This is a genomic window from Candidatus Symbiopectobacterium sp. NZEC135 (assembly GCF_025962695.1).
Genome location: NZ_JAGFPF010000002.1, coordinates 147,941 through 173,470, shown reverse-complemented (window position 1 = coordinate 173,470; position 25,530 = coordinate 147,941). Strand labels below are relative to the sequence as shown.

Here is a 25,530-nt window from a genome sequence, read left to right as displayed (position 1 = left end):
ACGCCGCTGGCAAATTACTGCCCCGGCGTTTGACGACTAAGCCAGCTTTCCAGAATAATGACGGCCGAGGTGGCATCCACTTGGCCTTTATTCAATGCGCGAAACCCACCGCGTTCAAACAGATCTGCCCGTGCTTCTACGGTGCTCAGACGTTCATCCTGTAGTTCTACCGGTTTACCGAAACGCCCGTGTAAGCGGTTGGCGAATTTACGCGCTCTTGCGGTCAATTCCTGCTCTGTGCCATCCATGTTCAGCGGCAATCCCACCACCAGTAAATCAGGCTGCCACTCGTTGAGCATTTTTTCTACCTGGTTCCAGTCAGGCACGCCGTCCTGCGCCTTGAACGCGGTAAGGGCTCGCGCGGTGCCGGTGACCTCCTGGCCGATGGCAACGCCAATGCTTTTGGTGCCAAAATCGAAGGCTAGCAGAGTTCGGTTAGTCATCAGGCATGCCCCGCATCGGCCACAATATTGTGGATATCGATACCGATCCTTTTAGCCGCCATGCGCCAACGCTCGGCGATAGGGGTATGGAACAGGATATCGGCTTCTGCCGGGGCGGTGAGCCACACGTTTTCCAGCAGCTCAGATTCCAATTGTCCCTGCTCCCAGCCGGAATACCCTAAGGCAACCATCGTGTCACGGGGCTGTGTCGGCGTGCCCAACGTCTCCAACACATCTTTTGATGTGGTAACCATGACATCGCTGGAAATGCTGATGCTGGATCCAAAACCCGACTGCGGCGTGTGCAGAATAAAACCACGATCGTCCGCCAGTGGCCCACCGGAAAACACCGGTTTATCCAGACGAATATCGGGATCGCGCGGCGTCGGTTCGATATGCAGCTTGCTCAGGATATCTTCTACCGAAAATTGGTCCATCGGTTTGTTGACGATAAGCCCCATCGCGCCGTCTTCATTGTGCTCAAAAATATAGATTAGGGCCCGTTTGAAAACGGGATCCTGAACGGCTGGCATGGCGATAAGAAAATGATGCTGTAAATTCATTGTGCGTGGTTATTCGCTCTTGTCAGGAATAAGAAGAAGCCCGTGTTGCCACGGGCGGATACCGTACAGCAAGATACCTTAACGCACGGAACATTAACGTTGGCGATCTGCCAGGCGGCGCTCAATGGCATCCATCAGCATACCGGTGATGGAAATGTCAGGAAATGCCGCTTCGATTTCCCGCACGCAGGTAGGGCTGGTCACATTGATTTCCGTCAGTCGATCGCCGATGACGTCAAGACCGACAAAAATCAGCCCTTTCTGTTTCAACGTAGGTGCCACCGCGCGAGCGATTTGCCAATCACTTTCCGTCAGCGGGCGGGCTTCACCGCGTCCGCCTGCGGCCAGATTACCGCGCGTTTCACCGCTTTTCGGGATACGCGCCAGGCAATAAGGTACGGGTTCGCCATCCACCACCAGAATGCGTTTGTCACCGTCTTTGATGGCGGGCAGATAGTTTTGCGCCATGCAGTAGCGCTGGCCGTGTTCGGTCAGGGTTTCGATGATGACTGAAACGTTAGCGTCATCCTGTTTCAACCGGAAAATCGACGCGCCGCCCATACCATCCAGCGGTTTGAGAATCACATCGCCATGCTGCTGGTGGAACTGACGCAGCTTGTCGGCGCGGCGCGTGACCAGCGTATCCGGCGTCAGGTGTGGGAACCAGGCGGTAAACAGCTTTTCGTTACAGTCACGCAGGCTTTGCGGCTTGTTGACGATCAGCGTGCCTTTTTCTTCTGCCCGCTCCAGGATATAGGTGGCATAGATGAATTCGGTATCGAACGGCGGATCCTTACGCATCAGGACCGCATCCAGTTCGTGCAGGGCGATATCCTGCTCGCCGTGAAAATCGTACCAGCCATCATAGTCGTACTGTACGCTGAGACGACGCGTGGTGGCACGGGCTTCACCGGCATGAAGATAGAGGTCGTTCATCTCCATGTAATGCAGCTCATAACCGCGGCGTTGCGCTTCCAGCAGCATGGCAAAGCTGGTGTCTTTCTTGATGTTGATGGACTCGATGGGATCCATCACGATGCCGAGCTTGATCATGGTTTTTCTCCTTTACCCCACATCGCCAAAACGCACCTGCAAGGCGGTAATGGCGGTAAGTGCAGTCGTTTCAGTACGTAAAACGCGCGGCCCCAACAGAATGTCGGTGAAGTGGTGCTGGGCCGTCATCGCAATCTCATCGGCAGACAGGCCCCCTTCAGGGCCAATGAGTAACCGAACGCGTGAGAGCGTTGCAGGCAGCGTATTGATGCTGTGCGTCGCACGCGGGTGTAAATTCAATTTCAGCGCTTCATCGTGCTCGGAGCACCACGCTTCGAGCGACATAGCAGGCCGGATTTCAGGTATCTGGTTTCGGCCACACTGCTCACAGGCGGCGATGGCGATTTTTTGCCACTGCGCGATTTTTTTCTCTAGCCGCTCACCGTCCAGCTTCACGCCGCAGCGTTCAGAAAACAGCGGTGTGATGACATTCACCCCAAGCTCAATGGATTTTTGCACGGTGAACTCCATCTTCTCACCGCGCGACATCACTTGGCCCAGATGCAGATGGAGCGGTGATTCTTTGTCCTGCCAAACGCCGGGCTGTGTGCGGACGATAACCTGCTTTTTACTGACCGACAGGATCTCAGCGGCAAAAACGTGGTTGCTGCCGTCAAAAAGTTGCAACGCATCACCCGGATTCATGCGCAGCACGCGGCCCACATGATTGGCGGCATCCTCACTCAATTCGATGTCATCCCCCGTGAGCGGTACGGTCGCAGGGTGAAAAATACGCGGTATTCGCATAGGTCTATCTTGGCCTTCGGTGATTCACAAGCGCGTGTCTGGCGGCGATGTTGTTACGCTATCGCCGCAGCACATCTCGTGGTCTGCGGCGTTGGTTGAACGCTCTATAGTAGGTAGTGGAACTAGCGCTGGCAAGCCTGCTGAACGTAAGGATTATGATTCCCCTGCTGCTCGGCGATGCGCTGGTCACGGGTACATTCCCAAGACGTCACCGGGTAGCGCTTGTCCCATGCGGTAAATAGCTGGGTTTGCTGGCTGGAAAGCCGCAGTTGGTAGCGATCGCGCATGTAAAAATAGGTCCGGGCGATGGCTCCACGTGCGCGTTCGGGGGGTTCTGCCAGTTGGTTTTTGAAATCGATCTTCATCGCGCATTGGCCGTACTGGCCTTCGCCGCCGTTCCATTGACCATACATGAAGTTACCGCGATCGCCATTCACCTCGCCAATACTGGGCTGCAGGTTGTGCAGATCGGTTTCCATGTCGCGATACACTTCATCGCGGGTACAGTTCTTTCTACCGCCCTCTTGCCAGCATTGACGTTGATGACCGAACTGCCAGGCAGGCACCACGTGTTCCCACTCGATACGTTGTGCGCGATCGGCGTTTTTGCGCACGGTATAACCGCAGGAGGCGAGGTCAGGGGTGCCTTTTTTACCGTCCCAGGAAATACGGCAGCCACAATAGAAGGAGCCGGGGGCATCCTGATGAATTTGCGCAGCCACGGCTTTAGCCTGAGTGAAATTGTTGATGGTTTGCGCTGCGGCAAACGCCGAAAACAGCGCACCACTCAGTGTGGAAATAACAAGAATGTTGCGAAGCATGTTCCAAATCTACCCATTGGCGTAAAACGCGCAGAGTAGCGAACGTCGACCTATCGCGCAAATGGATACTGTGCGTTTTATCGTGGCGTGAGAATAAAAGCTCAGGTTGGTGGCATGGCGTCAAACTGGAGTGGTTTACCGCACTTCAGACAGCGATAGGTGGCATCGCCGCGTTGGGCGCGGTAATGGCGACGCACGCTCAACTGGTGCTGCTGACAGGCGCAACGGTAAGGGTAGGTTTTGCCCTGCACGGAGGCGGTGGCGAAGCGGTGTGTGCGTTTCGCCGGGGTTTGCAGAATCTGTTCCATCATCCAGCGCCACTCTTTGCCATGGGGCGCAACGCGGCCAAAGCGGGCATACACCAGCAGATGAGCCAGTTCGTGGGGAACGACCTCATCGATGAAAGCCTGTTGGTTTTCCAACAACAGCACCGGGTTCAGACGGATCTCCCATTGCTGCAACCAGGCAGTCCCGGCGGTTGCACCGCGCTGCTGATAACTGACGCTGGGCTCCGAATACTGGCTGCCTAAGGCTTGATTGGCGAATTGCAGGCGTTCACGCAGACAGTGCATGACAGCGTGGTGGAGCGCGATAGGAATGCGAGGCGAGTTCATGGCATTGAGGATAGAACGAGGCAAAACAGGATGCAACTGAAAGGCGCATTCCTCTCCCGCCGTAGGTCGGAGAGGAATGCCTTGCGGTGGTTACAGACCGGCAGACGCGCGCAGTTGTGCGGCCTTGTCGGTTTTTTCCCACGGGAAGTGCTCGCGGCCAAAGTGGCCATAAGCGGCAGTTTCCTGGTAAATTGGGTGCAGCAGATCGAGCATTTGGATCAACCCGTAAGGACGCAGATCGAAGAACTCACGTACCAATTGAGTGAGACGCTCTGCCGGGATTTTTTCAGTGCCAAAGGTTTCGATCATGATTGAGGTCGGCTCGGCCACGCCGATGGCGTAGGAAACCTGAATCTCACAGCGATCGGCCAAGCCCGCCGCGACGATGTTCTTCGCCACGTAGCGCGCAGCGTAGGCCGCAGAGCGGTCAACTTTGGACGGGTCTTTGCCGGAAAACGCACCGCCGCCGTGACGTGCGGCACCGCCGTAGGTATCCACGATAATCTTGCGACCGGTTAAACCGCAGTCACCCATCGGGCCACCGATAACAAAACGGCCTGTCGGGTTGATAAAGTATTTGGTGCTGGCAGAGAGCCATTCAGACGGCAGAACCGGCTTGATGATCTCTTCCATCACCGCTTCATGCAAAGCGCTTTGCGCAATATCTTCTGCGTGCTGTGTTGACAGGACCACCGCGTCGATACCGACGATCTTGCCGTCATCATATTGGAAGGTAACCTGGCTTTTTGCATCCGGGCGCAGCCACGGCAGCGTGCCGTTCTTGCGCACTTCAGCCTGACGCTGTACCAAACGGTGAGCGTAGGTGATAGGCGCCGGCATCAGCACATCGGTTTCATTGGTGGCATAACCGAACATCAGCCCTTGGTCGCCTGCGCCTTGTTCCAGCGGATCGCTGCGATCGACGCCCTGATTGATATCCGGCGATTGCTTACCGATGGCGCTTAACACAGCGCAGGAGTTGGCATCAAACCCCATCTCGGAGTTGACGTAGCCAATCTCACGCACTGTACGACGGGTGATCTCTTCAATATCCACCCAGGCGCTGGTGGTGATCTCACCGCCCACTAACACCATACCGGTTTTCACGTAAGTCTCACAGGCGACACGTGCCTTAGGGTCTTGTTCCAAAATGGCGTCAAGAACCGCATCAGAGATCTGGTCTGCAATCTTGTCCGGATGCCCTTCAGAAACGGATTCCGACGTAAAAAGGTGTTTAGCCATGCGTTTTATACCTTCAAAGCAAATGCTGTAGTAGTCGCGGTGTGTCAGTAAAACAGTATAGATGGATTAACATCTGGATGGCTATTCTAGGTCACTTGGCGGACGGATTACCAGCGGTTTTTTATTTCCGTGCGGCTATCATCGAAATTTGGTATTGTCATTTTTTTTCCGTTTAGCCCGTCGAAATGTGATTTTCATTTTGCTTTTCCCCCCACATATCGGTATAAACGGCGAGCGGTCGCTGTGTGCCGTAAAGCGTAGCGGAATAGGGTATACGTGCTCTGTTTTGACCCATAGCCTGACCGCAATCGTTGCGGCGGCACGGAGGTGATAGGTTTAATGATCCACGGTTTGCCGAGTCCGTTGCATTCGCAACAGGTTTCTTTTGACGTATCGGCGTCAAATACTCAGCCTTTCTTTTTTTCTTCTCACTCTGCTGTTTCCCGAAGTCGCGTGTCCATGAGCTTAACGCAGGACTCCCGGGCAGGCTGATACGCCCATGCTCAGGGTTTTTGCCGCGTTTGCGTGCGTTGTCTTTCTCATATTTTTTAGGTGTGTAACCCAACGCGTGTGCTGCCGCTTTTATTGCGCAGGCACGGATTGTTACGTTTTCTCTCGCGGGTGCGACGGAGTCTGCTAGCGTGTTTTACTACACTAATAAAGGTCACATAACGGCGGCATACTGCATGCAGCCAGTTTTCTCACTGCTGTCGCCATCAACGTGGATGGACGTAACACAGCGTTTTGGGGCAGGTCGTAATGTGATGAGTGGAATGAATAGAGAGGTTCGTTATGTCTGACGATATGATTGAAAATGGCTCGTCAGCGACGGGTAAACGTGAATATTTGCGCTCTATGCAAGAGGTGGCCATGAATGACCGCAATGCCAGCGAGATGCTACGGACGTACAACATTGCCTGGTGGGGCAACAACTATTACGACGTGAACGAGTTGGGGCATATCAGCGTCTGCCCGGATCCGGACGTGCCGGAAGCCCGTGTCGATTTGGCGCGGTTGGTGAAAGAGATGCAGCAGGACAATCAGCGTTTGCCTGCATTGTTCTGTTTTCCGCAAATCCTGCAACACCGTTTGCGTTCGATTAACGCCGCGTTTCGTCGTGCGCGTGACTCCTTTGGCTATGAAGGCGGCTATTTCCTGGTGTATCCCATCAAGGTCAACCAGCATCGGCGTGTGATTGAGTCGCTGGTGAATTCGGGTGAACCGTTGGGGTTGGAGGCAGGCTCAAAAGCTGAATTGATGGCAGTGCTGGGACACGCGGGTATGACGCGTACTGTGATCGTGTGTAACGGTTACAAGGATCGCGAATACATCCGTCTGGCACTGATCGGCGAGAAATTGGGGCACAAAGTGTATCTGGTCATCGAGAAGATGTCCGAGATTAAACTGGTGCTGGAAGAGGCCGAACAACTGAATGTGGTGCCGCGTCTTGGCGTGCGTGCGCGTCTGGCCTCGCAGGGCTCAGGCAAGTGGCAATCCAGCGGCGGTGAGAAATCCAAATTTGGTCTGGCCGCGGTGCAGGTGCTGCAACTGGTCGAGATGCTGCGCGAAGCAGGGCGTTTGGACAGTCTGCAACTGTTGCACTTCCATCTCGGTTCTCAGTTGGCCAATATTCGTGATATCGCCACGGGCGTGCGCGAATCCGCCCGTTTTTATGTGGAACTGCACAAGTTGGGCGTCAATATTCAGTGTTTCGACGTCGGCGGTGGTCTGGGCGTGGATTATGAAGGCACCCGTTCTCAATCCGACTGCTCGGTAAACTATGGCTTGAACGAATACGCCAATAACGTGATTTGGGGCATTGGCGATGCCTGTAATGAGCACGGTCTGCCGCACCCAATGGTGATCACCGAATCCGGGCGTGCGGTGACTGCACACCACACGGTGCTGGTGTCCAATATTATTGGGGTGGAACGCAACGAGTTTAGCGAGCCGACACCGCCGGAAGAGGACGATCCTCGTGCGTTGGAAAGCTTGTGGTCAACCTGGCAGGAGATCAAAATGCCAGGAACGCGGCGTTCCTTGCGTGAATGGTTGCACGATAGCCAGATGGATTTGCATGATGTGCATACCCAATATACGCACGGGATGTTAAACCTGACGCAGCGTGCAAAAGCGGAGCAGCTCTACCTCAGCATCTGCCAGCAGATCCAGCAGCAACTTGATCCCAGCAATCGCGCACACCGTCCGATTATTGACGAGTTGCAGGAACGCATGGCGGATAAGTTGTATGTGAATTTTTCGTTGTTCCAGTCAATGCCGGATGCGTGGGGGATCGATCAACTGTTCCCTGTGCTGCCGCTAGAAGGTCTGGACAAACTGCCTGAGCGCCGCGCCGTCCTGCTGGATATTACTTGTGACTCGGACGGGACGATCGACCATTACATCGATGGTGATGGTATCGCAACCACTATGCCCATGCCGCCTTATGATCCGGAAAATCCGCCGCTGCTAGGCTTCTTTATGATTGGTGCCTATCAGGAAATTCTGGGCAACATGCATAACCTGTTTGGTGATACGGCGACGGTGGATGTCTACGTGTTCCAGGATGGCTCTATCGAACTGGAAGAGTCTGATGAAGGCAATACGGTGGCAGACATGCTGGAATATGTCCAGTTGGATCCCGGGGTGCTGATGGCCCGTTTCCGCGATCAGGTGAAGGAGACCAACCTGCCTGCTGACATTCAGTCGCAGTTCTTGGATGAGTTCGAAAGCGGCCTGTATGGCTATACTTATCTGGAAGATGCCTAATCAGAAGGCATAAAAAAAGGAGGCGATAGCCTCCTTTTTTATCCCCGTTTACCACATCCAGCACGCTTAAGATGCGTTTTCGCTGTTTTCACCCAGTTTAATCATTTTTCGCTTAAACAGGATGCTGGCAATCAGTAGCAGAGAGTTCTTATCGTGCACGCCGTATTTGTTTAACAGCCGTGCTTTGCTGTTCAGTACTGACTTTTTATTAATGCCCACCCGTTCCGCGATCACGTCTGGTGAATACCCCTCGCTCCAGTACCGAAATACCGCATGCTCGGATTTAGAGAGTTTAACGGGTTGAGCGGCACCACGCTCATGGATTTCTTCTATATTCAATACGTTAGAAAAGTAGCTGATGGGCGTTGATTTAGGAATAAGCACCGTTTTTTCATCAATGCAAACGGGCTCATGGTTTGAATTATTGATAATGATGAAAACAGAAACAATGTCATAGAAGTGACATTTTATCGATGTGTAGTATTCCTCGAAGCCTTCACTTGCGCCATCGATGATAAAAATGCATTTTTTTCTTCCCTGGGGTATCAATGTAAATCGATTCGCAGACTTTACATGCAGCGCAGAAACACGTGAAAAAATTTCACGTAGGCCGACAAGCGTAAAGTTGCATTTGCTAAAAATTCTCACATCCATGGTGTTTTGACTTTATGAGTTTATTTAAAAAAAACATATCTCAAATATTGTTGTCAATATTGTGCTCGTCGGAGTAGCCATCCCAAAATTACTGTGAAATAACTTGAAATATTTATCTGTTTTACAGGTCCACTCTCTCAAAAATAGGACTAAAGAAAATAATCACCCTATCTCAATGATAAAATTGATAAATTTCTATGATTCTCGCGTAACCATCATATCAAATTTAGGGAATTTTCCTATTAAAAAATATAATGTATTGAAAATACAGCGTGTTATGCTATTGAATTAATAGGTATTGACGAAATAATTAATTACTATAATTGATTGAATTTTAATAATTAATTACTTTTATTTATTGAAATGATAACGGGGCGTTGATGAAGATGAAAACCTTTTATTTATTCTGCCGTCAGAGGGAGCACCACCGTTATTATGAATTGCCCCTATAAGCCAAATGGATTACCTGTTAAGGACAAATAAATAACGTGGGAGCAATCCCTCCAGCAGATAATCGCAGCGACATACCGATGTGATACTTCGCTGCGGTGAGCGTATCGGTTGGGTTACTTACCTGCGGCGATACGATCGCGAATGTGTTGTGCGCGTTCTTCGGCGGCAGGGTGTGAATCAAACATGCTGCTTTGTCGACCCGCATCCAGTTTGGCCAATTTCTCAAAGCTGCTGGCTAACCCTTGTTGGTCTATACCGCGCCGTTTTAACAAGTCGAAAGAGTAGTCGTCGGCCTGACGCTCTTGCGTTTGCGAAAACTGGGCATTCACCAACTGTTCTCCCATATCCGCCAACTGGGATTGCGATAACGAGGTCGCTACGCCGCCCGCCGAGGCGACAGCAGTGCGGGCGGCGCTGGTAGCGTAAGCAACCTGCATCGCCTTACGGTTATGACCTAGTGCCACATGCCCCATTTCATGCCCCAACACGCCTTCAACTTCATTGTCCGTCATGATATCCATTAACCCGCTGTAGACGCGGATACAGCCATTGGCCATTGCCCAGGCATTCACGTCTTTGGTCAGGTACACCTTATAGTTGGCGGGAGTACCATTGATATCGTGCCCAAGAGCATCGGCGATGTTGTTCAGTCGTTTTGTATAGCGGCTATCGGCGGGGGCGATGTTGGCCTCTTTATCCATTTGTGCACAAGACTGTTCGCTGAGCGTTTTAACTTGCGCATCGCTCAGTGTTGCCGCCTGAAACGCCTGCACCCCAGATTGCATCAGCGTGTTGTTATCCAGATTTTGACAGCCGCTCAGCAGGCCGGTGATAGTCAGAGCTAACAGCGGTGTTCTGATCCTCATACCCTTATTTTCCTCACTGGTTTTCGGACACATGCAGGTTCTGCTTACGGTAAGGCAGAAGCGATGTTCTTTTTTATCGACCACTATGATGAAACTCGGTTTCAAAGTAGAGGAAATCAAATGGTCTTAATATCGGAAAACGGCGAATTCACTCGCACTTTCAGCAGGCTTTGTTGCATGTATGATAGTTAAAATCCTGTTTGGCGCAAAATAGCCATGAAATCCTCTTATTTCGCCAATGGTTCCATGTGCAATCGCCCGCATTTTCATGTACATTTATAGCCATCTCTCTTTGGTCTTCCTGGCTAACGTATTGATTATTAAACGTATGTTTGGCAAGACATCTGTTCAATCCGATCTGGAGTAAAGCATGTCCTCTCGTAAAGAACTTGCCAACGCCATCCGTGCACTCAGCATGGACGGCGTGCAAAAAGCCAAATCCGGTCACCCGGGCGCACCCATGGGTATGGCAGATATCGCCGAAGTCCTGTGGCGCGATTACCTTAATCACAACCCGGCTAACCCCCACTGGGCCAACCGCGACCGTTTCGTCCTTTCCAACGGTCACGCTTCCATGCTCATTTACAGCCTGCTGCACCTCACCGGTTACAACCTGCCGATTGAAGAGCTCAAGAACTTCCGCCAACTGCATTCCAAAACACCGGGGCACCCGGAGTACGGCTACACCGACGGCGTGGAAACCACCACCGGCCCGCTCGGGCAGGGTATCGCCAACGCGGTCGGCATGGCGCTGGCAGAACGCACGCTGGCGGCGCAGTTCAACCGCCCGGGTCACGATATCGTTGACCACTTCACCTATGTGTTCATGGGTGATGGCTGCATGATGGAAGGCATTTCCCACGAGGTGTGTTCGCTGGCCGGGACCCTGAAGCTGGGCAAGCTGGTGGCATTCTATGATGACAACGGCATCTCCATTGACGGTCACGTGGAAGGCTGGTTTACCGATGACACCGCAGCACGTTTTGAAGCCTACGGCTGGCACGTGGTGCGTGGGGTCGACGGTCATGACGCCGATGCCATCACCCGCGCTGTCGAACAGGCGCGCGCGGTGACGGACAAACCGTCCCTGCTGATGTGCAAAACCGTGATTGGTTTCGGTTCACCGAACAAGGCCGGTACGCACGATTCCCACGGCGCGCCGCTGGGTGACGCCGAAGTGGCCGCTTCACGCGAACAGCTGGGCTGGAAATACCCGCCGTTTGAAATCCCGGCCGATATCTATGCCGCCTGGGATGCCAAGGCCGCTGGTACGCAGAAAGAGAGTGCCTGGAGCGAGACGTTTGCCGCCTATGCCAGGGCCTATCCGGAACTGGCTGCCGAATTCAAACGCCGCACCGTCGGCGACCTGCCGGCCAACTGGCAGGCGGATGCCCAGAAATTCATTGAAGAGCTGCAAGCCAACCCGGCGAAAATTGCCAGCCGCAAAGCCTCGCAGAACGCGCTGGAAGCCTACGGCAAGCTGCTGCCGGAATTCCTTGGCGGCTCCGCTGACCTGGCACCGAGCAACCTGACCATCTGGTCCGGCTCGGTCTCGCTGGATAAAGACCCGGCAGGCAACTACATCCACTACGGGGTGCGCGAGTTCGGCATGACCGCCATCGCCAACGGTCTGGCGCTGTACGGCGGCTTCCTGCCGTATACCGCGACCTTCCTGATGTTTGTGGAATACGCCCGTAACGCGGTGCGCATGGCTGCGCTGATGAAAATCCGCAGCATCTACGTTTACACCCATGACTCCATCGGTCTGGGTGAAGACGGCCCGACGCACCAGCCGGTAGAGCAAATGGCGAGCCTGCGCGTGACGCCAAACATGAGCACCTGGCGTCCGGCGGATCAGGTAGAAACCGCGGTGGCGTGGAAATACGCCATCGAGCGTAAGGATGGCCCGACGGCGCTGATCCTGTCGCGTCAAAACCTGGCCCAACAGGCACGCACCGCGCAGCAACTGGCGGACGTGGCGAAAGGCGCTTACGTGCTGAAAGACAGCGACGGTCAACCAGACCTGATCCTGATTGCCACCGGCTCAGAAGTCGAGCTGGCGGTTGCCGCCAGCGACGTGCTGAGCGCACAGGGCCACAAGGTGCGCGTGGTTTCCATGCCGTCCACCGATGCATTCGACAAGCAGGATGCGGCCTACCGCGAAGCGGTGCTGCCGAAAGCGGTCAGCGCGCGCGTGGCGATCGAAGCGGGGATTGCCGACTACTGGTACAAGTATGTTGGCCTGAACGGCGCGATTGTGGGCATGACGAGCTTCGGCGAATCGGCTCCGGCGGAAAAACTGTTCGAGGTGTTTGGCTTTACGGTGGATAACGTGGTGGCAAAAGCCAGCGCGTTGCTGAAGTAAGTCTTAGCGTTTAATCGTATAAAACGGCGTCTTATCGACGCCGTTTTTTTATGCCTGATTTACTTCCCTAACTGCCGGGAGATATGGGCGGCGGTGCGGCACAGCGGATCGATAATCCACTGTAACTTTTCCGGATCGATATCCAGCACCGTGCCAACCGCACTAATAGCGGCAATGACCTGCCCGCTGCTGTCGGTTATCGGCGCGGCAAGGCAACGAATATTGACGATATCTTCTTCGTTATCAAACGCCCATCCCTGCTGACGGACACTGATGAGATGTTGGCGATAGGCTTCTGGAGTGGTCAGCGTGCTGGCAGTTTTCGTTTGCCAGCCGATATGACTGAGTTTTTTTTCCAACGCCTGTTCCGGTAACCAGGCAAGCAGTACCTTGCCCAGTGAGGAGCTGTGCAATGAAAGGCGTTTTCCAACCCAGGTATTAACCTGAATGCTGCTGTTGCCTTCAACCTTCAAAAGATAAACCGCTTCGCTCCCTTCCATCACGCCCAGATGGCACGTCAACTGAAGTTCCTGCGCTAATGCTTTCAACGCGGGCAGGGCAAATTCTTCAATACGTCGTTGATTGGCGGCGATAGTACCCAGTTCAAACAGCTTCAGCCCCAGAATATATCCCCCCTGCACGGGTTGCTGCTGTAAGGCACCCAGTTGGCATAGCGTCGTTACCAGATGGTGGCAACTGCTGCTGGGAAGCCCCAGACGGTCTTTTATCGCCGTCAGGTTAAGCCCCGGCTCCCTGGCAATCAGATTGAGTATCGCAAACCCTTTGGTTAACGCCGGTGCGGTGGATTTTGTCGCGAGAGAAAGGGCATCGCTAGCGTCAACAGGTGCATGTGCTTCTGGGTTGTCAGCGGCGTTTTTCTCGATGATTTGAGACGTCACGCAGGTTTCTGGCTTTTTTTTCATCTTGTGCACCTTATTGTTGACCACTATACTGACTTTAAATTCCATATATAAAAAATGATTTCCATATATGGAAAATATAGCGAGCGGATAGGATGCTGTCAACACATTAGATAGCGCTTGTTACAGGCTGTCAGCTATTCGCTACAGAAAATGATATCGGGATACCGTTTTTTTAGATCCAAGGTGATGCTCAGCCAGGGTTCACACCAGTGAAAGCAGTTAATAACTACGGAGTCGTTATGAAAAAGTATGCCTTAGTGGGGACGGGGGGCCGCTCCGGTCTGTTCCTGACCGCAATAGCGCGTGATTACCGTCAGGAAGGTCGTCTGGTCGCCTTTTGCGACAGCAACCAAACGCGAATGGATTATGCCAACGCCATGATTGGCGAGTTTGAGCATCAGTCCGTGCCAACGTACAAGGCGGATGAATTCGATAAAATGATCGCGGAAACGCGTCCTGATTTTGTCATCGTCACTTCCATTGACCGCACGCACCATCACTATATTGTGCGCGCTATGGAACTGGGCTGTGATGTTATCAGTGAAAAACCCATGACCATTGATGAAGAGAAGTGTCAGGAAATTATCGATGCCGTCGCGCGCACCGGGCGTAGCCTGCGCGTTACCTTTAACTACCGTTATGCACCCCATCACAGCAAGATTCGTGAACTGATTGCCGCCAATATTATCGGTGAAGTCTATTCCGTGCATTTTGAATGGCTGCTGAATACCGAACACGGCGCAGATTATTTCCGCCGTTGGCACCGCGACAAACGTAACAGCGGCGGCCTGTTAGTCCATAAATCCACGCACCACTTCGATCTGGTCAATTTCTGGCTCAACTCTGAACCGGAAACCGTCTATGCACAGGGCGATTTGCGTTTTTACGGCAAAGCCAATGCGGAAGAACGCGGCGTGACCGAGTTTTATAACCGTTCCCATGGCAGCGAGGTAGCGGCCAACGATCCCTTTGCATTGCACATGAAAGACAGCAAGCAACTGACGTCGCTGTACCTCAACGCCGAGCATGAGGATGGTTATTACCGCGATAAGAGCGTGTTTGACGATGGCATCAATATCGAAGATACGCTTGGCGTGATCGTGCGCTACAAAAGCAAAGCCATCATGACCTACTCGCTGAATGCCTATCTGCCGTGGGAAGGGCTGAACGTGGTGTTTAACGGCAGCCGTGGGCGTATCGAGATGAAGCTGGTCGAAAAATCCTACGTGAACGGCGGCGGCAAAAAATCCGATGAAGGCGCACTGCGCGGTTGTGAAATCAAAGTGTTCCCGATGTTTGACGAACCGTATGTGGTGCCCGTGGTGCAAGGCGTTGGCGGACACGGCGGCGGTGATGATGTGATGCTGCGCGATCTGTTTGGCACATCGGAACCTGACCCGCTGAACCGCGCTGCGGATTATCAGGATGGCGCACTGTCCATTCTGACCGGTATTGCGGCCAACCGCTCTTTGCGTACTGAATTGCCGGTGCGGATTAAGGATCTGGCGGTAAAACTGCCACCGCGTAAGTAGGTGGTTATTTAACATGATTGGCCATCTATCCAGATGGTCAATCTTACACAGGGGAAAATATCGGAGGACATGGAAGGCCAATAGATATACCCGTCATACTTCAAGCTGCATGTGCGTTGGCTGCACTCGCTTACCCGAATCGCTTACTTATATAAGCGCATCGGGATTCGCTCCCTTGCCGCATTACGAGACTCATAAATGAGCCTCGCCCTAAAGGGCCAGCGCAAGCGCTGTTCAAAACGTAAACGTTTTGTCCTGCAACTCGAATTATTTAGGGTATCGCGATACTTAAGAACAGATTTTTATCCGCACCCTACACGCAGTGAGTCTTAATAGGTCTTCTTCATATGACTCTGCGGATAAATGCCTGACATTGCCAATACGTATCAATGATGGAGAATGATATAAATGAAAATGAAAAAGCTCCTGCGTTATTCCGCTTTGTTGATGATGTTGTCGCCAGCGCTGAGCCACGCTGACACTGAAATGCGTTTCTCATGGTGGGGAGGGAACCAACGCCATGAAGCGACGCGCGCCACCATCGAACAATATAAAGTGCTACATCCTACTGTCACGATAAAAGCAGAACCCAGCGGGTGGGATGGCTATCTTTCCCGCGCCAGTACTCAGCTTGCAGGCTCAACAGAGCCCGATGTGATGCAGATTAACTGGAACTGGTTAGAGCTTTTCTCCAAAAATGGTGAAGGGTTTTACGATCTGAATAAATTGTCTCAGTACATTGATTTGAGTCAGTTTTCCGAGCAGGGTAAAAATCTGGCAACGCGTGGCGGAAAGCTGAACGGTATTCCTATCGCGCTTACTGCCCGTTTAATGTACTACAACGCAAACGTCTGGCAGCAGGCTGGGTTGGAATACCCGCAAACCTGGGATGATATCCTGAAAGCCGGTCCGGTATTTAAAAGCAAACTGGGAGATGACTATTATCCGTTCTTCCTCGGCGCGGTGGATACCTCGATTCTGACCTTCCTCAATTCATACATGGTGCAGAAATACAACATCGCCATGATCGATGAAGAGAAAAAGCAGTTTAATTACACGCCGGAACAGTGGCTGGAATTCTTCGGCTTGTATAAAAAGCTGGTGGATAACCACGTTATTCCTTCCATGAAGTATTTTACCGCTTTCGGTAAAGCCAACGCCTGGGAGATCCGCCCGTGGCTGGAAGGCAAACTGGGTGGAACCTACATCTGGACCACAGAAGGCACCTACGCCGACAGCCTCAAAGCGCCGTCAAAGTTAGTGCTGGGGCCGTACCCGATGCTGCCAGGGGCGAAAGATTCCGGTTTGTTCTTTAAACCTTCGCAGATTTTCTCTATCGGTAATAGCACCAAAAACCCAGAAGAAGCGGCCAAGTTCATTAACTACATGCTTAACGATCCTGCCGGTATCAAAACCATGGGGCTGCAACGTGGTATTCCGCTGAGCAAAATCGCTGTAGCGACGTTGGAAAAAGAGGGCATCTTGAAAAGCGGTGATATTCAAGCTCAGTCTTTGGAGCAAGTGAATAAACTGACTGGCGATGTGAAAGTCTCCTCTTATTTTGAGAACCAAAAACTGCTGTCAGTATTCCTGGATTATCTCCAGCAATATGATTATGGAAAACTGTCTATCGAAGACGTTGCTACCGGTTTCCCGAAAGCAGGTGAACGTGTACTGAAAAGAATTATCTGATGGTATGTAATTAAATCTGACAGAAAACATCGATTTTCTGCAAAAAAATAACGCCGGGTGTATGACGTATCTTCACCCGGCGACAAGAGTACTTTTTTAATGTGTTACGCACGTTCCCGCTGATATGAGTCAATCCGCGGGGATATTCAACACCAGGGCTTTTATTTGTAACAGGGTAAATAATATTACTCTGTTACATCTCAACAGGTAAGTACCCATGAATGAAAACAAGCTATTGGGTCTGGCCTATGTCTCACCCTATATTATAGGGCTGTTGATATTTACGGCATTCCCCTTTGTCTCATCGTTTGTACTGAGCTTTACTGAATATGATTTAATGAATCCGCCGGTATTCAACGGGGTGGAAAATTACCGTTATATGTTGACGGAAGACGCCTTATTTTGGAAATCCATGGGGGTAACCTTTGCCTATGTTTTTCTGACCATTCCGTTGAAACTGGCGTTTGCATTAGGCATTGCGTTCGTTCTTAACTTCAAACTGCGCGGTATCGGTTTTTTCCGTACTGCCTATTATATTCCGTCGATTCTTGGCAGCAGCGTGGCGATTGCCGTGCTGTGGCGCGCTCTGTTTGCCATCGATGGGTTGTTGAACAGTTTCCTTGGCATTCTCGGCATTGAAGCGGTGAACTGGCTGGGCGAACCGTCGTTGGCGCTGATGTCGGTAACCTTACTGCGCGTCTGGCAGTTTGGCTCCGCGATGGTGATTTTCCTGGCCGCCTTGCAAAACGTGCCGCAATCGCAGTACGAGGCGGCGATGATTGACGGCGCCACCAAATGGCAGATGTTTATCAAAGTGACCGTGCCGCTGATTACGCCGGTGATCTTCTTTAACTTTATTATGCAGACTACCCAGGCGTTCCAAGAGTTTACCGCGCCCTATGTGATAACCGGAGGGGGGCCAACCCACTATACCTACCTGTTCTCGCTCTATATCTATGATACCGCGTTTAAATATTTTGATATGGGCTATGGTGCGGCATTGGCGTGGGTACTGTTCCTGGTTGTCGCTATCTTTGCGTCGGTGGCGTTTAAATCATCGAAATACTGGGTGTTCTACTCTGCCGATAAAGGGGGCAAAAATGGCTGATTTACCTCAGGGCCACGCGGGCGTGTCGTCCGCCGAAGCGATTGCCGCGGCAGAAGTGCGCCGGACGTTACGCCGTGAACGCGTCAATGCCAGCATTCGCTACACCATTCTGCTGATTGTCGGCCTGCTGATGCTTTATCCGTTGGTGTGGATGTTTTCGGCGTCGTTTAAACCGAACCACGAGATCTTCACCACGCTGGGGTTGTGGCCGGAGAATCCCACCAGTGACGGTTTTGTTCGCGGCTGGAAAACCGGGACGGAATATAATTTTGGTCACTACATGATAAATACACTCAAGTATGTGATTCCAAAAGTGATTTTAACCATTGTCTCGTCGGTTATCGTCGCCTATGGTTTTGCTCGCTTTGAGATCCCGTGGAAGAATTTCTGGTTTGGCACATTGATAACCACCATGTTGTTGCCCAGCACGGTGTTGTTGATCCCCCAATACGTTATGTTCCGTGAAATGGGCATGCTGAACAGCTATATGCCGTTGTATATCCCTTGTGCCTTCGCCACGCAGGGGTTCTTTGTCTTCATGCTGATTCAGTTCCTGCGCGGTGTGCCGCGTGATATGGAAGAAGCCGCCCAGATCGATGGCTGTAACTCCTTTCAGGTGCTGTGGTATGTGGTAGTACCGATCCTCAAACCGGCCATTATTTCTGTGGCGTTGTTCCAGTTCATGTGGTCGATGAACGACTTTATCGGCCCGCTGATCTACGTCTATAGCGTGGATAAGTACCCGATTGCACTGGCGCTGAAAATGTCCATCGACGTGACGGAAGGCGCGCCGTGGAATGAAATTCTGGCGATGGCGAGTATCTCTATTCTGCCGTCCATCATTATTTTCTTCTTTGCTCAACGCTACTTCGTACAGGGCGTCACCAGCAGCGGAATTAAAGGTTAATTGAGGATTTATCATGGCTGAAGTCGTTTTCAACAAACTGGAAAAAGTCTACTCCAACGGTTTCAAGGCGGTGCATGGCATCGACCTGACTATCAAAGACGGTGAGTTCATGGTGATTGTCGGACCCTCCGGCTGTGCCAAATCCACGACCCTGCGCATGCTGGCAGGTCTGGAAACCATCAGCGGCGGTGAAGTGCGTATCGGTGAGCGCATCGTGAATAATCTGGTGCCGAAAGATCGCGGTATTGCAATGGTGTTCCAGAACTATGCGCTCTACCCCCATATGACGGTGCGTGAGAACCTGGCATTCGGTCTGAAGCTGGCAAAATTGCCGAAAGAGAAGATCGACGAGCAGGTTAATGAAGCCGCCAAAATTCTGGAACTGGAAGAGCTGATGGATCGTCTGCCGCGCCAGTTGTCCGGTGGTCAGGCGCAGCGCGTTGCTGTCGGTCGCGCTATCGTGAAAAAGCCGGATGTGTTCCTGTTTGATGAACCGTTATCCAACCTGGACGCCAAGCTGCGTGCTTCGATGCGTATCCGTATTTCTGACCTGCACAAGCAGTTAAAGAAAAGCGGTAAACCCGCCACCAGTGTCTATGTAACCCACGACCAGACCGAAGCGATGACCATGGGCGATCGCATCTGCGTGATGAAGCTGGGCCATATCATGCAGGTGGATACGCCGGACAACCTGTACCACTACCCGAAGAATATGTTCGTGGCAGGGTTTATTGGTGCGCCGGAAATGAACATCAAACCGAGCAAACTGGTGGAGCGGGACGGGCAGGTGGCATTGGTGGTCGGAAATTCCACGCTGGCGCTCAATGCCGCACAGCAGGATAACGTTCGCGCGTATCTCGGTCAGGACGTGTTTTTTGGCGTGCGCCCGGAATATGTCAGCGTCTCATTAACCCCGTTTGCGGAAAGTCACTCTCAGGGGGAATTGATTCGCGTGGAAAACATGGGCCACGAATTCTTTATGTATCTGAAAGTGGATAATTTCGAACTGACCTGCCGTATGCCTTCCGAACAGGCCAGAGTGATTATCGCCAGCGCGATGCATAAGACGGTCTATTTCCAGTTTGACATGGATAAGTGCCATATCTTTGACGCAAAAACGGAACGAAATATTTCGCTGGCGTAGATAACGTGCATCAAGTGCCGATGGCTTAACAGCCAAATAGCGCCATCGGCAGGATAATGGTTTTTCGGTTGTATTTTTGGGTAAGGCATACGGGCCATTAAGGAGTTCCCATCATGTCGCTTAACGTTATCTTTAATAGCGCAGATCCCGGCATCTACAATATCAAGACGCACGCGGAAGGCCCGGCCGGGGCGCTGCCGTTAACACCAGAAATGCTGGTGGATTCACCCAGCGGCAATATTTTTGGTTTAACGCTGAATGCGGGAATGGGCTGGGACCCAAACCGCCTGCTCGGCACCGAAGTGCTGATCCTCGGTACGCAAGGGGGAATTCGCGCAGAAGATGGTCGCCCGATTGCGTTGGGATACCATACCGGGCACTGGGAAATCGGTTTGCAGATGCGTGCCGCCGCTGAAACCATCGCCAAAGAGAATGGCGTGCCGTTTGCCGCTTATGTCAGCGATCCCTGCGATGGCCGCTCGCAGGGGACAACCGGCATGTTTGATTCCTTGCCCTACCGCAATGATGCCGCGATGGTGTTTCGGCGGCTGATTCGCTCCTTGCCGACCCGCAAAGCGGTAATTGGCGTGGCAACCTGTGACAAAGGTCTGCCCGCGATGATGATTGCGCTGGCGGCGACGCACCATTTACCGACCATTATTGTGCCCGGTGGCGCAACGTTGCCGCCGACGCACGGTGAGGATGCCGGTAAAATCCAGACGATTGGTGCCCGTTTTGCCAATCAGGAACTGAGCCTGAAAGAGGCGGCTGAACTGGGCTGCCGGGCTTGCGCCTCTCCGGGGGGCGGCTGTCAGTTCCTCGGTACGGCCGGTACCTCACAGGTGGTGGCCGAAGGGTTGGGGATGGCGCTGCCCCATTCTGCGCTGGCGCCCTCTGGGCAGGAAGTGTGGCTGGATATTGCCAGACAGTCTGCCCGTGCGGCACTGCTGATGCAGCTCAAGGGGTTGACTACCAAAGATATTATCACCGACAAAGCCATTGAGAATGCGATGACGGTACACGCCGCCTTTGGTGGCTCAACCAACCTGTTACTGCACATTCCTGCGATTGCCCATGCGGCGGGCTGCAAAGCGCCGACCGTTGAGCAGTGGATGGCCATCAACCGTAAAGTGCCGCGCCTGGTTAGCGTGTTACCTAATGGACCTGACTACCACCCGACCGTCCGGGCCTTTATGGCCGGTGGCGTACCGGAAGTGATGCTGCATCTGCGCAAACTCGGGTTGCTGCATGAAGATGTGCTCACGGTGACGGGCGAAACGCTGGGTGAGAATCTCGATGTGTGGGAGCGCTCGGAACGTCGACGCCGTTTCCGCGAGCTACTGGTAGCATGCGACGGTGTTCAGCCAGATGAAGTGATCATGAGCCCTGAGCAGGCCAAGGCGCGCGGTTTAACCTCCACCATTACCTTCCCTTCCGGCAACATTGCGCCGGAAGGCTCGGTGATTAAGTCGACGGCGATCGATGCCTCGGTGGTGGATGAACAGGGGATTTACCGCCACACCGGCAAAGCCAAGGTGTTCACCTCTGAAAAAGCGGGGATCCGCGCCATCAAGCAAGGGGCGATTCAGGCAGGTGACATGATGGTGGTGATCGGCGGCGGGCCGTCGGGCACTGGAATGGAAGAGACTTACCAGCTCACGTCAGCGCTGAAACACCTCTCCTATGGCAAGTTCGTTTCGTTGCTGACCGATGCGCGTTTCTCTGGCGTATCCACCGGTGCCTGTATTGGTCATATCGGGCCGGAGGCCTTGGCGGGCGGGCCGATCGGCAAGCTGCGCGATGGCGACATCATCGAAATGATCATTGATCGGAATCAGCTAGTCGGCTCCATCAACTTTATTGGTACAGAAGGGCACCCGTTGTCTCCCGAAGAGGGTGCAGCCGTGCTGGCGAACCGTCCGGTACATCCTGAGTTACAGGCGCACCCAGACCTACCCGACGATACGCGCTTATGGGCGGCCTTGCAGGCGGTCAGTGGCGGAACCTGGGCGGGCTGTATTTATGATACCGACAAGATCCTTAACGTTATCAATGCTGGTCTGAAAGCGTTAAAAGAGAATAACAGCGATTAATTTTGAGTTTTAATTCGGGCGGCCTACCGTGCGCCCACCCCCATTATAGTAATAATTATTTTCCACATAAGGAAAAAGGTGGTGACTTATGTTTAAAACACTTGCGGGTGTTATTCCTCCGGTTCCAACGATTCTTGATGCGAAAGGTCAATTTGATCCGGAAGGCATGGGCGTATTAATTGAAAGATTAATTGATTCTGCCGTAAACGGTTTTTTATTTTTAGGGAGTGCGGGAGAGTTTGCCAATTTCTCCCAGGAACAACGCAAAGCGATTGCTGAATTTTGCGTCGCAAAAGTCAATGGGCGCAAACCGGTTATTATCGGCACCGCATCCTGCTCAACGGCGGAAGCCATTGCATTAACGCAACATGCATCAGATATTGGCGCGGATGCGGTGATGATCGTGAATCCCTATTATGCGCTGATGTCAGATGAACGTATTTATAATCATTACAAGTCTATTGCCGATGCGGTAGCTATTCCGCAATTATTATATAACTTCCCAGCATTGACCGGACAAAATCTGTCCGTGGAATTAATTGGTCGTCTGGCAGACAGCTGCGCCAATATTGTGGGCATCAAAGATACCGTTGATTGCATGAGCCATATTCGCCAGGTGATCACGGAAGTGAAAGGCCGCCATCCTAATTTTCTGGTGTTCTGCGGCTTTGATGAATACGCCCTTGATACGTTGCTGCTCGGCGGTGATGGCGTGATCCCCGCCACCTCCAATTTTGCGCCGGAAATCACCTGTGGTATCTATCGGGCCTTTTTGGATAAAGACATGGTTGCGGCGCAAGGGCTGCTGCGCCGTCTGGCCATCTTGTCGAAGATCTATACCCTGGAAGTGCCGTTTACCGGCCTGATAAAAGAAGCAATTCGTCTCACCGGTTCGCCAATTTCTGCCGCTGTATCCGCACCTGCGACGCCGCCCAGCCCGGAAAAGAAACAGCACCTAATTGCGCTACTGCGTGAGGCCACTATCGCTATTGGGGAATAACCTCCCCACGTTACAGAGACGCTGTTGCTGAGTGCGTCTCTGTAGCCCAACCTTCAGGAAGAAATCCATGTTGGATAAATCAGTCATTACCACCAAACTCGCCGCGTTGTATCAGGAGATCATTGCCATCCGTGAGGATGACGCTTATCTCAAATCCATCGGTGCCTACGGTTCAGATATGTCTATCGAACTGTGGGACTGGTCGCAAGGCGTCGGGTTGTATGGCATTTGGCGCTTGTACCAAGCGACCGGGGAGCAGCGCTATGTCGACTACCTGAGCGCCTGGTTTGAACGCCATCGGGCAGAGGCGGCAGTAAAGAATGTCAACCATGTCGCACCGATGCTGACGCTGGTGTCACTGTTGGAGCAACAGGAAAATGCCCAGTGGCGCGCGCTGGTGAATGAATACGGCGAGTGGATTGAGCAGGGGCTGCTGCGTACTGAAATGGGCGGTTTCGCCCACACCACAGCGACGCGCAATAACGAAGGGCAACTGTGGGTCGATACCCTGTTTATGAGCGGCCTGTTCCACGTTAAGGCCGGACAACTGCTCAACAAGCCAGCCTATTGCGAAGAGGTTATCTACCAGTTCTTGCTGCATACGCAATTTTTAAGCGATCCCGTCAGCGGCCTGTGGCGGCACGGCTGGCATTTCACAGAAAAACACCACTTTGCTGGCGCGCTGTGGGGTCGGGGCAATGGTTGGGCGGCGATAACGGCGGTTGAACTGCTGGAATTGACGCGAGCAAGCCACTCTGCGTCGTCACGTTTTATTGAGCAGAACTTCCTGCGCCAGAGCGAGGCGTTGTTAAGCGCTCAGGCGGAAAACGGCATGTGGCACACACTGCTCAACGATCCACACAGTTATCAGGAGTCGTCGGCGACGGCGGCGATCGCCTACGCTTTTCTGAAAGGGTATCGCCTCGGCATTCTCGATAGCCGCTTTGCCGATGCGGGGGTTAACGCCATTGCTGCGCTGCTGGCGCGCATCGATCAACAAGGGCAACTGGCGGACGTCTCTTCCGGTACGCCGGTGTTTATGACATTGCCAGAATATACCGATGTGCCGATTCGTCAGCGCTCCTATGGGCAATCATTGGCGATGTTGGCGTTGGCAGAAATGTTGCGTCACCCTAATCTCTTGGGCACCAAGCCCGCCTGATTCACCGGTTTGCATGGCAAGACGCCGTTTCTTGCCATGCTGATACGGCCTTTTCTTTGAACTGCGTCACTGTTCTGCAAGCGCTCTGGTCGAGATATTTCTTTTGATGAAAATTTGCATTATGCTAGCTGAAGCGTTTCAGTTGTCGTAATTAGGGCGATTGATCCCGAATAGCGGCGAATTACTCCGCAGATGGATCGTCAAGGGCAGGGGCGTTGCCTGAGAATGGTGTTACTTAACAGTTTATTCCGCTGTTGGTACTGATTATTCTATACAGCTTACCTATTCGAGTGTTCAGCTTGATACAGAGAATGCGATGACAATTCGTATTGCGATAAACGGTTTTGGTCGTATTGGCCGCAGCGTGTTACGGGCACTGTACGAATCCGGGCGCCGGGCTGATATTAGCGTGGTGGCGATCAACGAGCTGGCGAGCGCGGAAGGTATGGCGCACCTGCTTAAATATGACACCAGCCATGGACGTTTTGCCTGGGATGTGCGCCAGGAGTGCGACCAGCTCTACGTGGGCGATGACGCCATTCTGCTCTTGCATCAGCGTGAGATTGAAGGGCTGCCCTGGCGGGAGTTGGGCGTCGACGTGGTGCTTGATTGCAGCGGCGTTTATGGCAGCCGTGCGCACGGCGAAGCACATCTGGCCGCCGGTGCCAAGAAAGTGCTGTTTTCTCACCCCGGTGCCAATGATATTGATGCCACCGTGGTGTTTGGCGTCAATCACGATGCGTTGCAGCCAGAACACCACATTGTGTCTAACGCCTCCTGTACCACCAACTGCATTATCCCCATTATTAAATTGCTTGATGAATCGTTCGGTATTGAAAGTGGCACGGTCACCACGATCCACTCTTCAATGAACGATCAGCCGGTGATCGATGCGTACCACAGCGATTTACGCCGCACTCGCGCGGCCAGTCAGTCCATCATTCCCGTGGATACCAAACTGGCAGCGGGCATTACGCGTATCTTCCCGCAGTTTACCGATCGTTTTGAGGCGATTTCTGTACGCGTGCCAACCATCAATGTCACTGCCATTGATTTGAGCGTAACGGTAAGACAAGCGGTAAATGTTAATGAAATCAATGCGCTTTTTCAAAAATCAGCGCATGGGGCATTTCGTGGTATAGTTGACTATACGGAATTACCTTTAGTTTCAGCTGATTTTAATCACGATCCGCACAGTGCCATTGTTGACGGTACGCAGACGCGGGTCAGTGGGTCGCACCTGATAAAAACGTTGGTCTGGTGCGACAACGAATGGGGTTTCGCCAATCGCATGCTGGACACAACGCGCGCGATGGCGGCCTGCGGTTTTTAGTTATATGCAATTGAATTGTCAGGGATTTTAATCTCGATCACACAAC

Annotated in this window: 21 protein-coding genes; 11 read left to right on the top strand and 10 right to left on the bottom strand. The window is 52.6% G+C overall.

What is annotated here, in order from left to right; genetic code table 11:
* Window positions 1–14: 14 nt before the first annotated feature.
* The 7 genes from ruvX to metK form a co-directional block, all read right to left on the bottom strand.
* Window positions 15–443, bottom strand: coding sequence for a Holliday junction resolvase RuvX (gene ruvX / locus J5224_RS02285; RefSeq protein ID WP_264623809.1), 429 nt, complete (start codon window positions 441–443; stop codon window positions 15–17).
* Window positions 443–1,006, bottom strand: coding sequence for a YqgE/AlgH family protein (locus J5224_RS02280; protein WP_264623808.1), 564 nt, complete (start codon window positions 1,004–1,006; stop codon window positions 443–445). The genes ruvX and J5224_RS02280 overlap by 1 nt, the downstream gene beginning before the upstream one ends.
* 93 nt (window positions 1,007–1,099) lie before the next feature.
* Window positions 1,100–2,059: a glutathione synthase gene (gene gshB, locus J5224_RS02275; protein ID WP_264623807.1), complete on the bottom strand. Its 960-nt coding sequence runs from the start codon at window positions 2,057–2,059 to the stop codon at window positions 1,100–1,102.
* Window positions 2,060–2,071: 12 nt separating this feature from the next.
* The gene (gene rsmE / locus J5224_RS02270) at window positions 2,072–2,806 is read right to left on the bottom strand and encodes a 16S rRNA (uracil(1498)-N(3))-methyltransferase (protein ID WP_264623806.1); all 735 of its coding nucleotides are present in this window, start codon (window positions 2,804–2,806) and stop codon (window positions 2,072–2,074) included.
* Between the two features lie 122 nt (window positions 2,807–2,928).
* On the bottom strand, window positions 2,929–3,627 hold the full coding sequence (endA, locus tag J5224_RS02265) for a deoxyribonuclease I (protein WP_264623805.1): 699 nt from the start codon (window positions 3,625–3,627) through the stop codon (window positions 2,929–2,931).
* Between the two features lie 101 nt (window positions 3,628–3,728).
* The gene (locus J5224_RS02260; RefSeq protein WP_264623874.1) at window positions 3,729–4,241 is read right to left on the bottom strand and encodes a SprT family zinc-dependent metalloprotease; all 513 of its coding nucleotides are present in this window, start codon (window positions 4,239–4,241) and stop codon (window positions 3,729–3,731) included.
* Window positions 4,242–4,331: 90 nt separating this feature from the next.
* A complete protein-coding gene (gene metK / locus J5224_RS02255; RefSeq protein ID WP_264623804.1) occupies window positions 4,332–5,483 on the bottom strand; it encodes a methionine adenosyltransferase in 1,152 nt (383 codons plus the stop codon).
* Between the two features lie 792 nt (window positions 5,484–6,275).
* Here metK and speA point away from each other — a divergent pair.
* Window positions 6,276–8,252: a biosynthetic arginine decarboxylase gene (gene speA / locus J5224_RS02250; protein WP_264623803.1), complete on the top strand. Its 1,977-nt coding sequence runs from the start codon at window positions 6,276–6,278 to the stop codon at window positions 8,250–8,252.
* 66 nt (window positions 8,253–8,318) lie between these two features.
* Here the strand turns inward: speA and J5224_RS02245 are convergent, their stop codons facing one another.
* Together J5224_RS02245 and J5224_RS02240 are read right to left on the bottom strand one after the other, a co-directional pair.
* Window positions 8,319–8,906, bottom strand: coding sequence for a helix-turn-helix transcriptional regulator (locus tag J5224_RS02245; protein WP_264623802.1), 588 nt, complete (start codon window positions 8,904–8,906; stop codon window positions 8,319–8,321).
* A 566-nt stretch (window positions 8,907–9,472) separates the two neighbouring features.
* Complete coding sequence (locus tag J5224_RS02240; RefSeq protein WP_264623801.1) at window positions 9,473–10,225, bottom strand: M48 family metallopeptidase; 753 nt, start codon at window positions 10,223–10,225, stop codon at window positions 9,473–9,475.
* Window positions 10,226–10,595: 370 nt separating this feature from the next.
* Between J5224_RS02240 and tkt the strand changes: the two genes are divergently transcribed.
* Window positions 10,596–12,590 carry a transketolase gene (gene tkt, locus J5224_RS02235; protein WP_264623800.1) on the top strand — a complete coding sequence of 665 codons (1,995 nt, stop codon included), beginning with the start codon at window positions 10,596–10,598 and terminating at the stop codon, window positions 12,588–12,590.
* A 59-nt stretch (window positions 12,591–12,649) separates the two neighbouring features.
* Here tkt and J5224_RS02230 read toward each other — a convergent pair whose 3' ends face one another.
* A complete protein-coding gene (locus tag J5224_RS02230; protein WP_264623799.1) occupies window positions 12,650–13,513 on the bottom strand; it encodes an IclR family transcriptional regulator in 864 nt (287 codons plus the stop codon).
* Window positions 13,514–13,752: 239 nt separating this feature from the next.
* On the opposite strand from J5224_RS02230, the gene J5224_RS02225 reads away from it, so the two are divergent.
* From J5224_RS02225 to epd, 9 genes are all read left to right on the top strand, one after another.
* On the top strand, window positions 13,753–15,045 hold the full coding sequence (locus tag J5224_RS02225; RefSeq protein ID WP_264623798.1) for a Gfo/Idh/MocA family protein: 1,293 nt from the start codon (window positions 13,753–13,755) through the stop codon (window positions 15,043–15,045).
* A gap of 414 nt (window positions 15,046–15,459) precedes the next feature.
* Window positions 15,460–16,737: an ABC transporter substrate-binding protein gene (locus J5224_RS02220; protein ID WP_264623873.1), complete on the top strand. Its 1,278-nt coding sequence runs from the start codon at window positions 15,460–15,462 to the stop codon at window positions 16,735–16,737.
* A 217-nt stretch (window positions 16,738–16,954) separates the two neighbouring features.
* Entirely contained in the window at window positions 16,955–17,845 is an 891-nt protein-coding gene (locus J5224_RS02215; RefSeq protein WP_264623797.1) for a carbohydrate ABC transporter permease, read from the top strand.
* The gene (locus J5224_RS02210) at window positions 17,838–18,752 is read left to right on the top strand and encodes a carbohydrate ABC transporter permease (RefSeq protein ID WP_264623796.1); all 915 of its coding nucleotides are present in this window, start codon (window positions 17,838–17,840) and stop codon (window positions 18,750–18,752) included. The genes J5224_RS02215 and J5224_RS02210 overlap by 8 nt, the downstream gene beginning before the upstream one ends.
* Window positions 18,753–18,765: 13 nt before the next feature.
* Complete coding sequence (locus J5224_RS02205) at window positions 18,766–19,896, top strand: ABC transporter ATP-binding protein (RefSeq protein ID WP_264623795.1); 1,131 nt, start codon at window positions 18,766–18,768, stop codon at window positions 19,894–19,896.
* A gap of 113 nt (window positions 19,897–20,009) precedes the next feature.
* Window positions 20,010–21,989 (top strand): YjhG/YagF family D-xylonate dehydratase, encoded by a 1,980-nt coding sequence (locus J5224_RS02200; RefSeq protein ID WP_264623794.1) that lies wholly within the window; start codon window positions 20,010–20,012, stop codon window positions 21,987–21,989.
* A gap of 88 nt (window positions 21,990–22,077) precedes the next feature.
* Entirely contained in the window at window positions 22,078–22,989 is a 912-nt protein-coding gene (locus J5224_RS02195) for a dihydrodipicolinate synthase family protein (RefSeq protein WP_264623793.1), read from the top strand.
* Between the two features lie 67 nt (window positions 22,990–23,056).
* Window positions 23,057–24,151, top strand: coding sequence for a glycoside hydrolase family 105 protein (locus J5224_RS02190; protein WP_264623792.1), 1,095 nt, complete (start codon window positions 23,057–23,059; stop codon window positions 24,149–24,151).
* Window positions 24,152–24,467: 316 nt separating this feature from the next.
* The gene (epd, locus tag J5224_RS02185; protein ID WP_264623791.1) at window positions 24,468–25,484 is read left to right on the top strand and encodes an erythrose-4-phosphate dehydrogenase; all 1,017 of its coding nucleotides are present in this window, start codon (window positions 24,468–24,470) and stop codon (window positions 25,482–25,484) included.
* Window positions 25,485–25,530 lie beyond the last annotated feature (46 nt).

Coding starts and splice junctions, on each gene's coding strand:
- ruvX (WP_264623809.1), bottom strand. CDS start 443: ATGACTAACCGAACTCTGCTAGCCTTCGATTTTGGCACCAAAAGCATT.
- J5224_RS02280 (WP_264623808.1), bottom strand. CDS start 1,006: ATGAATTTACAGCATCATTTTCTTATCGCCATGCCAGCCGTTCAGGAT.
- gshB (WP_264623807.1), bottom strand. CDS start 2,059: ATGATCAAGCTCGGCATCGTGATGGATCCCATCGAGTCCATCAACATC.
- rsmE (WP_264623806.1), bottom strand. CDS start 2,806: ATGCGAATACCGCGTATTTTTCACCCTGCGACCGTACCGCTCACGGGG.
- endA (WP_264623805.1), bottom strand. CDS start 3,627: ATGCTTCGCAACATTCTTGTTATTTCCACACTGAGTGGTGCGCTGTTT.
- J5224_RS02260 (WP_264623874.1), bottom strand. CDS start 4,241: ATGAACTCGCCTCGCATTCCTATCGCGCTCCACCACGCTGTCATGCAC.
- metK (WP_264623804.1), bottom strand. CDS start 5,483: ATGGCTAAACACCTTTTTACGTCGGAATCCGTTTCTGAAGGGCATCCG.
- speA (WP_264623803.1), top strand. CDS start 6,276: ATGTCTGACGATATGATTGAAAATGGCTCGTCAGCGACGGGTAAACGT.
- J5224_RS02245 (WP_264623802.1), bottom strand. CDS start 8,906: ATGGATGTGAGAATTTTTAGCAAATGCAACTTTACGCTTGTCGGCCTA.
- J5224_RS02240 (WP_264623801.1), bottom strand. CDS start 10,225: ATGAGGATCAGAACACCGCTGTTAGCTCTGACTATCACCGGCCTGCTG.
- tkt (WP_264623800.1), top strand. CDS start 10,596: ATGTCCTCTCGTAAAGAACTTGCCAACGCCATCCGTGCACTCAGCATG.
- J5224_RS02230 (WP_264623799.1), bottom strand. CDS start 13,513: ATGAAAAAAAAGCCAGAAACCTGCGTGACGTCTCAAATCATCGAGAAA.
- J5224_RS02225 (WP_264623798.1), top strand. CDS start 13,753: ATGAAAAAGTATGCCTTAGTGGGGACGGGGGGCCGCTCCGGTCTGTTC.
- J5224_RS02220 (WP_264623873.1), top strand. CDS start 15,460: ATGAAAAAGCTCCTGCGTTATTCCGCTTTGTTGATGATGTTGTCGCCA.
- J5224_RS02215 (WP_264623797.1), top strand. CDS start 16,955: ATGAATGAAAACAAGCTATTGGGTCTGGCCTATGTCTCACCCTATATT.
- J5224_RS02210 (WP_264623796.1), top strand. CDS start 17,838: ATGGCTGATTTACCTCAGGGCCACGCGGGCGTGTCGTCCGCCGAAGCG.
- J5224_RS02205 (WP_264623795.1), top strand. CDS start 18,766: ATGGCTGAAGTCGTTTTCAACAAACTGGAAAAAGTCTACTCCAACGGT.
- J5224_RS02200 (WP_264623794.1), top strand. CDS start 20,010: ATGTCGCTTAACGTTATCTTTAATAGCGCAGATCCCGGCATCTACAAT.
- J5224_RS02195 (WP_264623793.1), top strand. CDS start 22,078: ATGTTTAAAACACTTGCGGGTGTTATTCCTCCGGTTCCAACGATTCTT.
- J5224_RS02190 (WP_264623792.1), top strand. CDS start 23,057: ATGTTGGATAAATCAGTCATTACCACCAAACTCGCCGCGTTGTATCAG.
- epd (WP_264623791.1), top strand. CDS start 24,468: ATGACAATTCGTATTGCGATAAACGGTTTTGGTCGTATTGGCCGCAGC.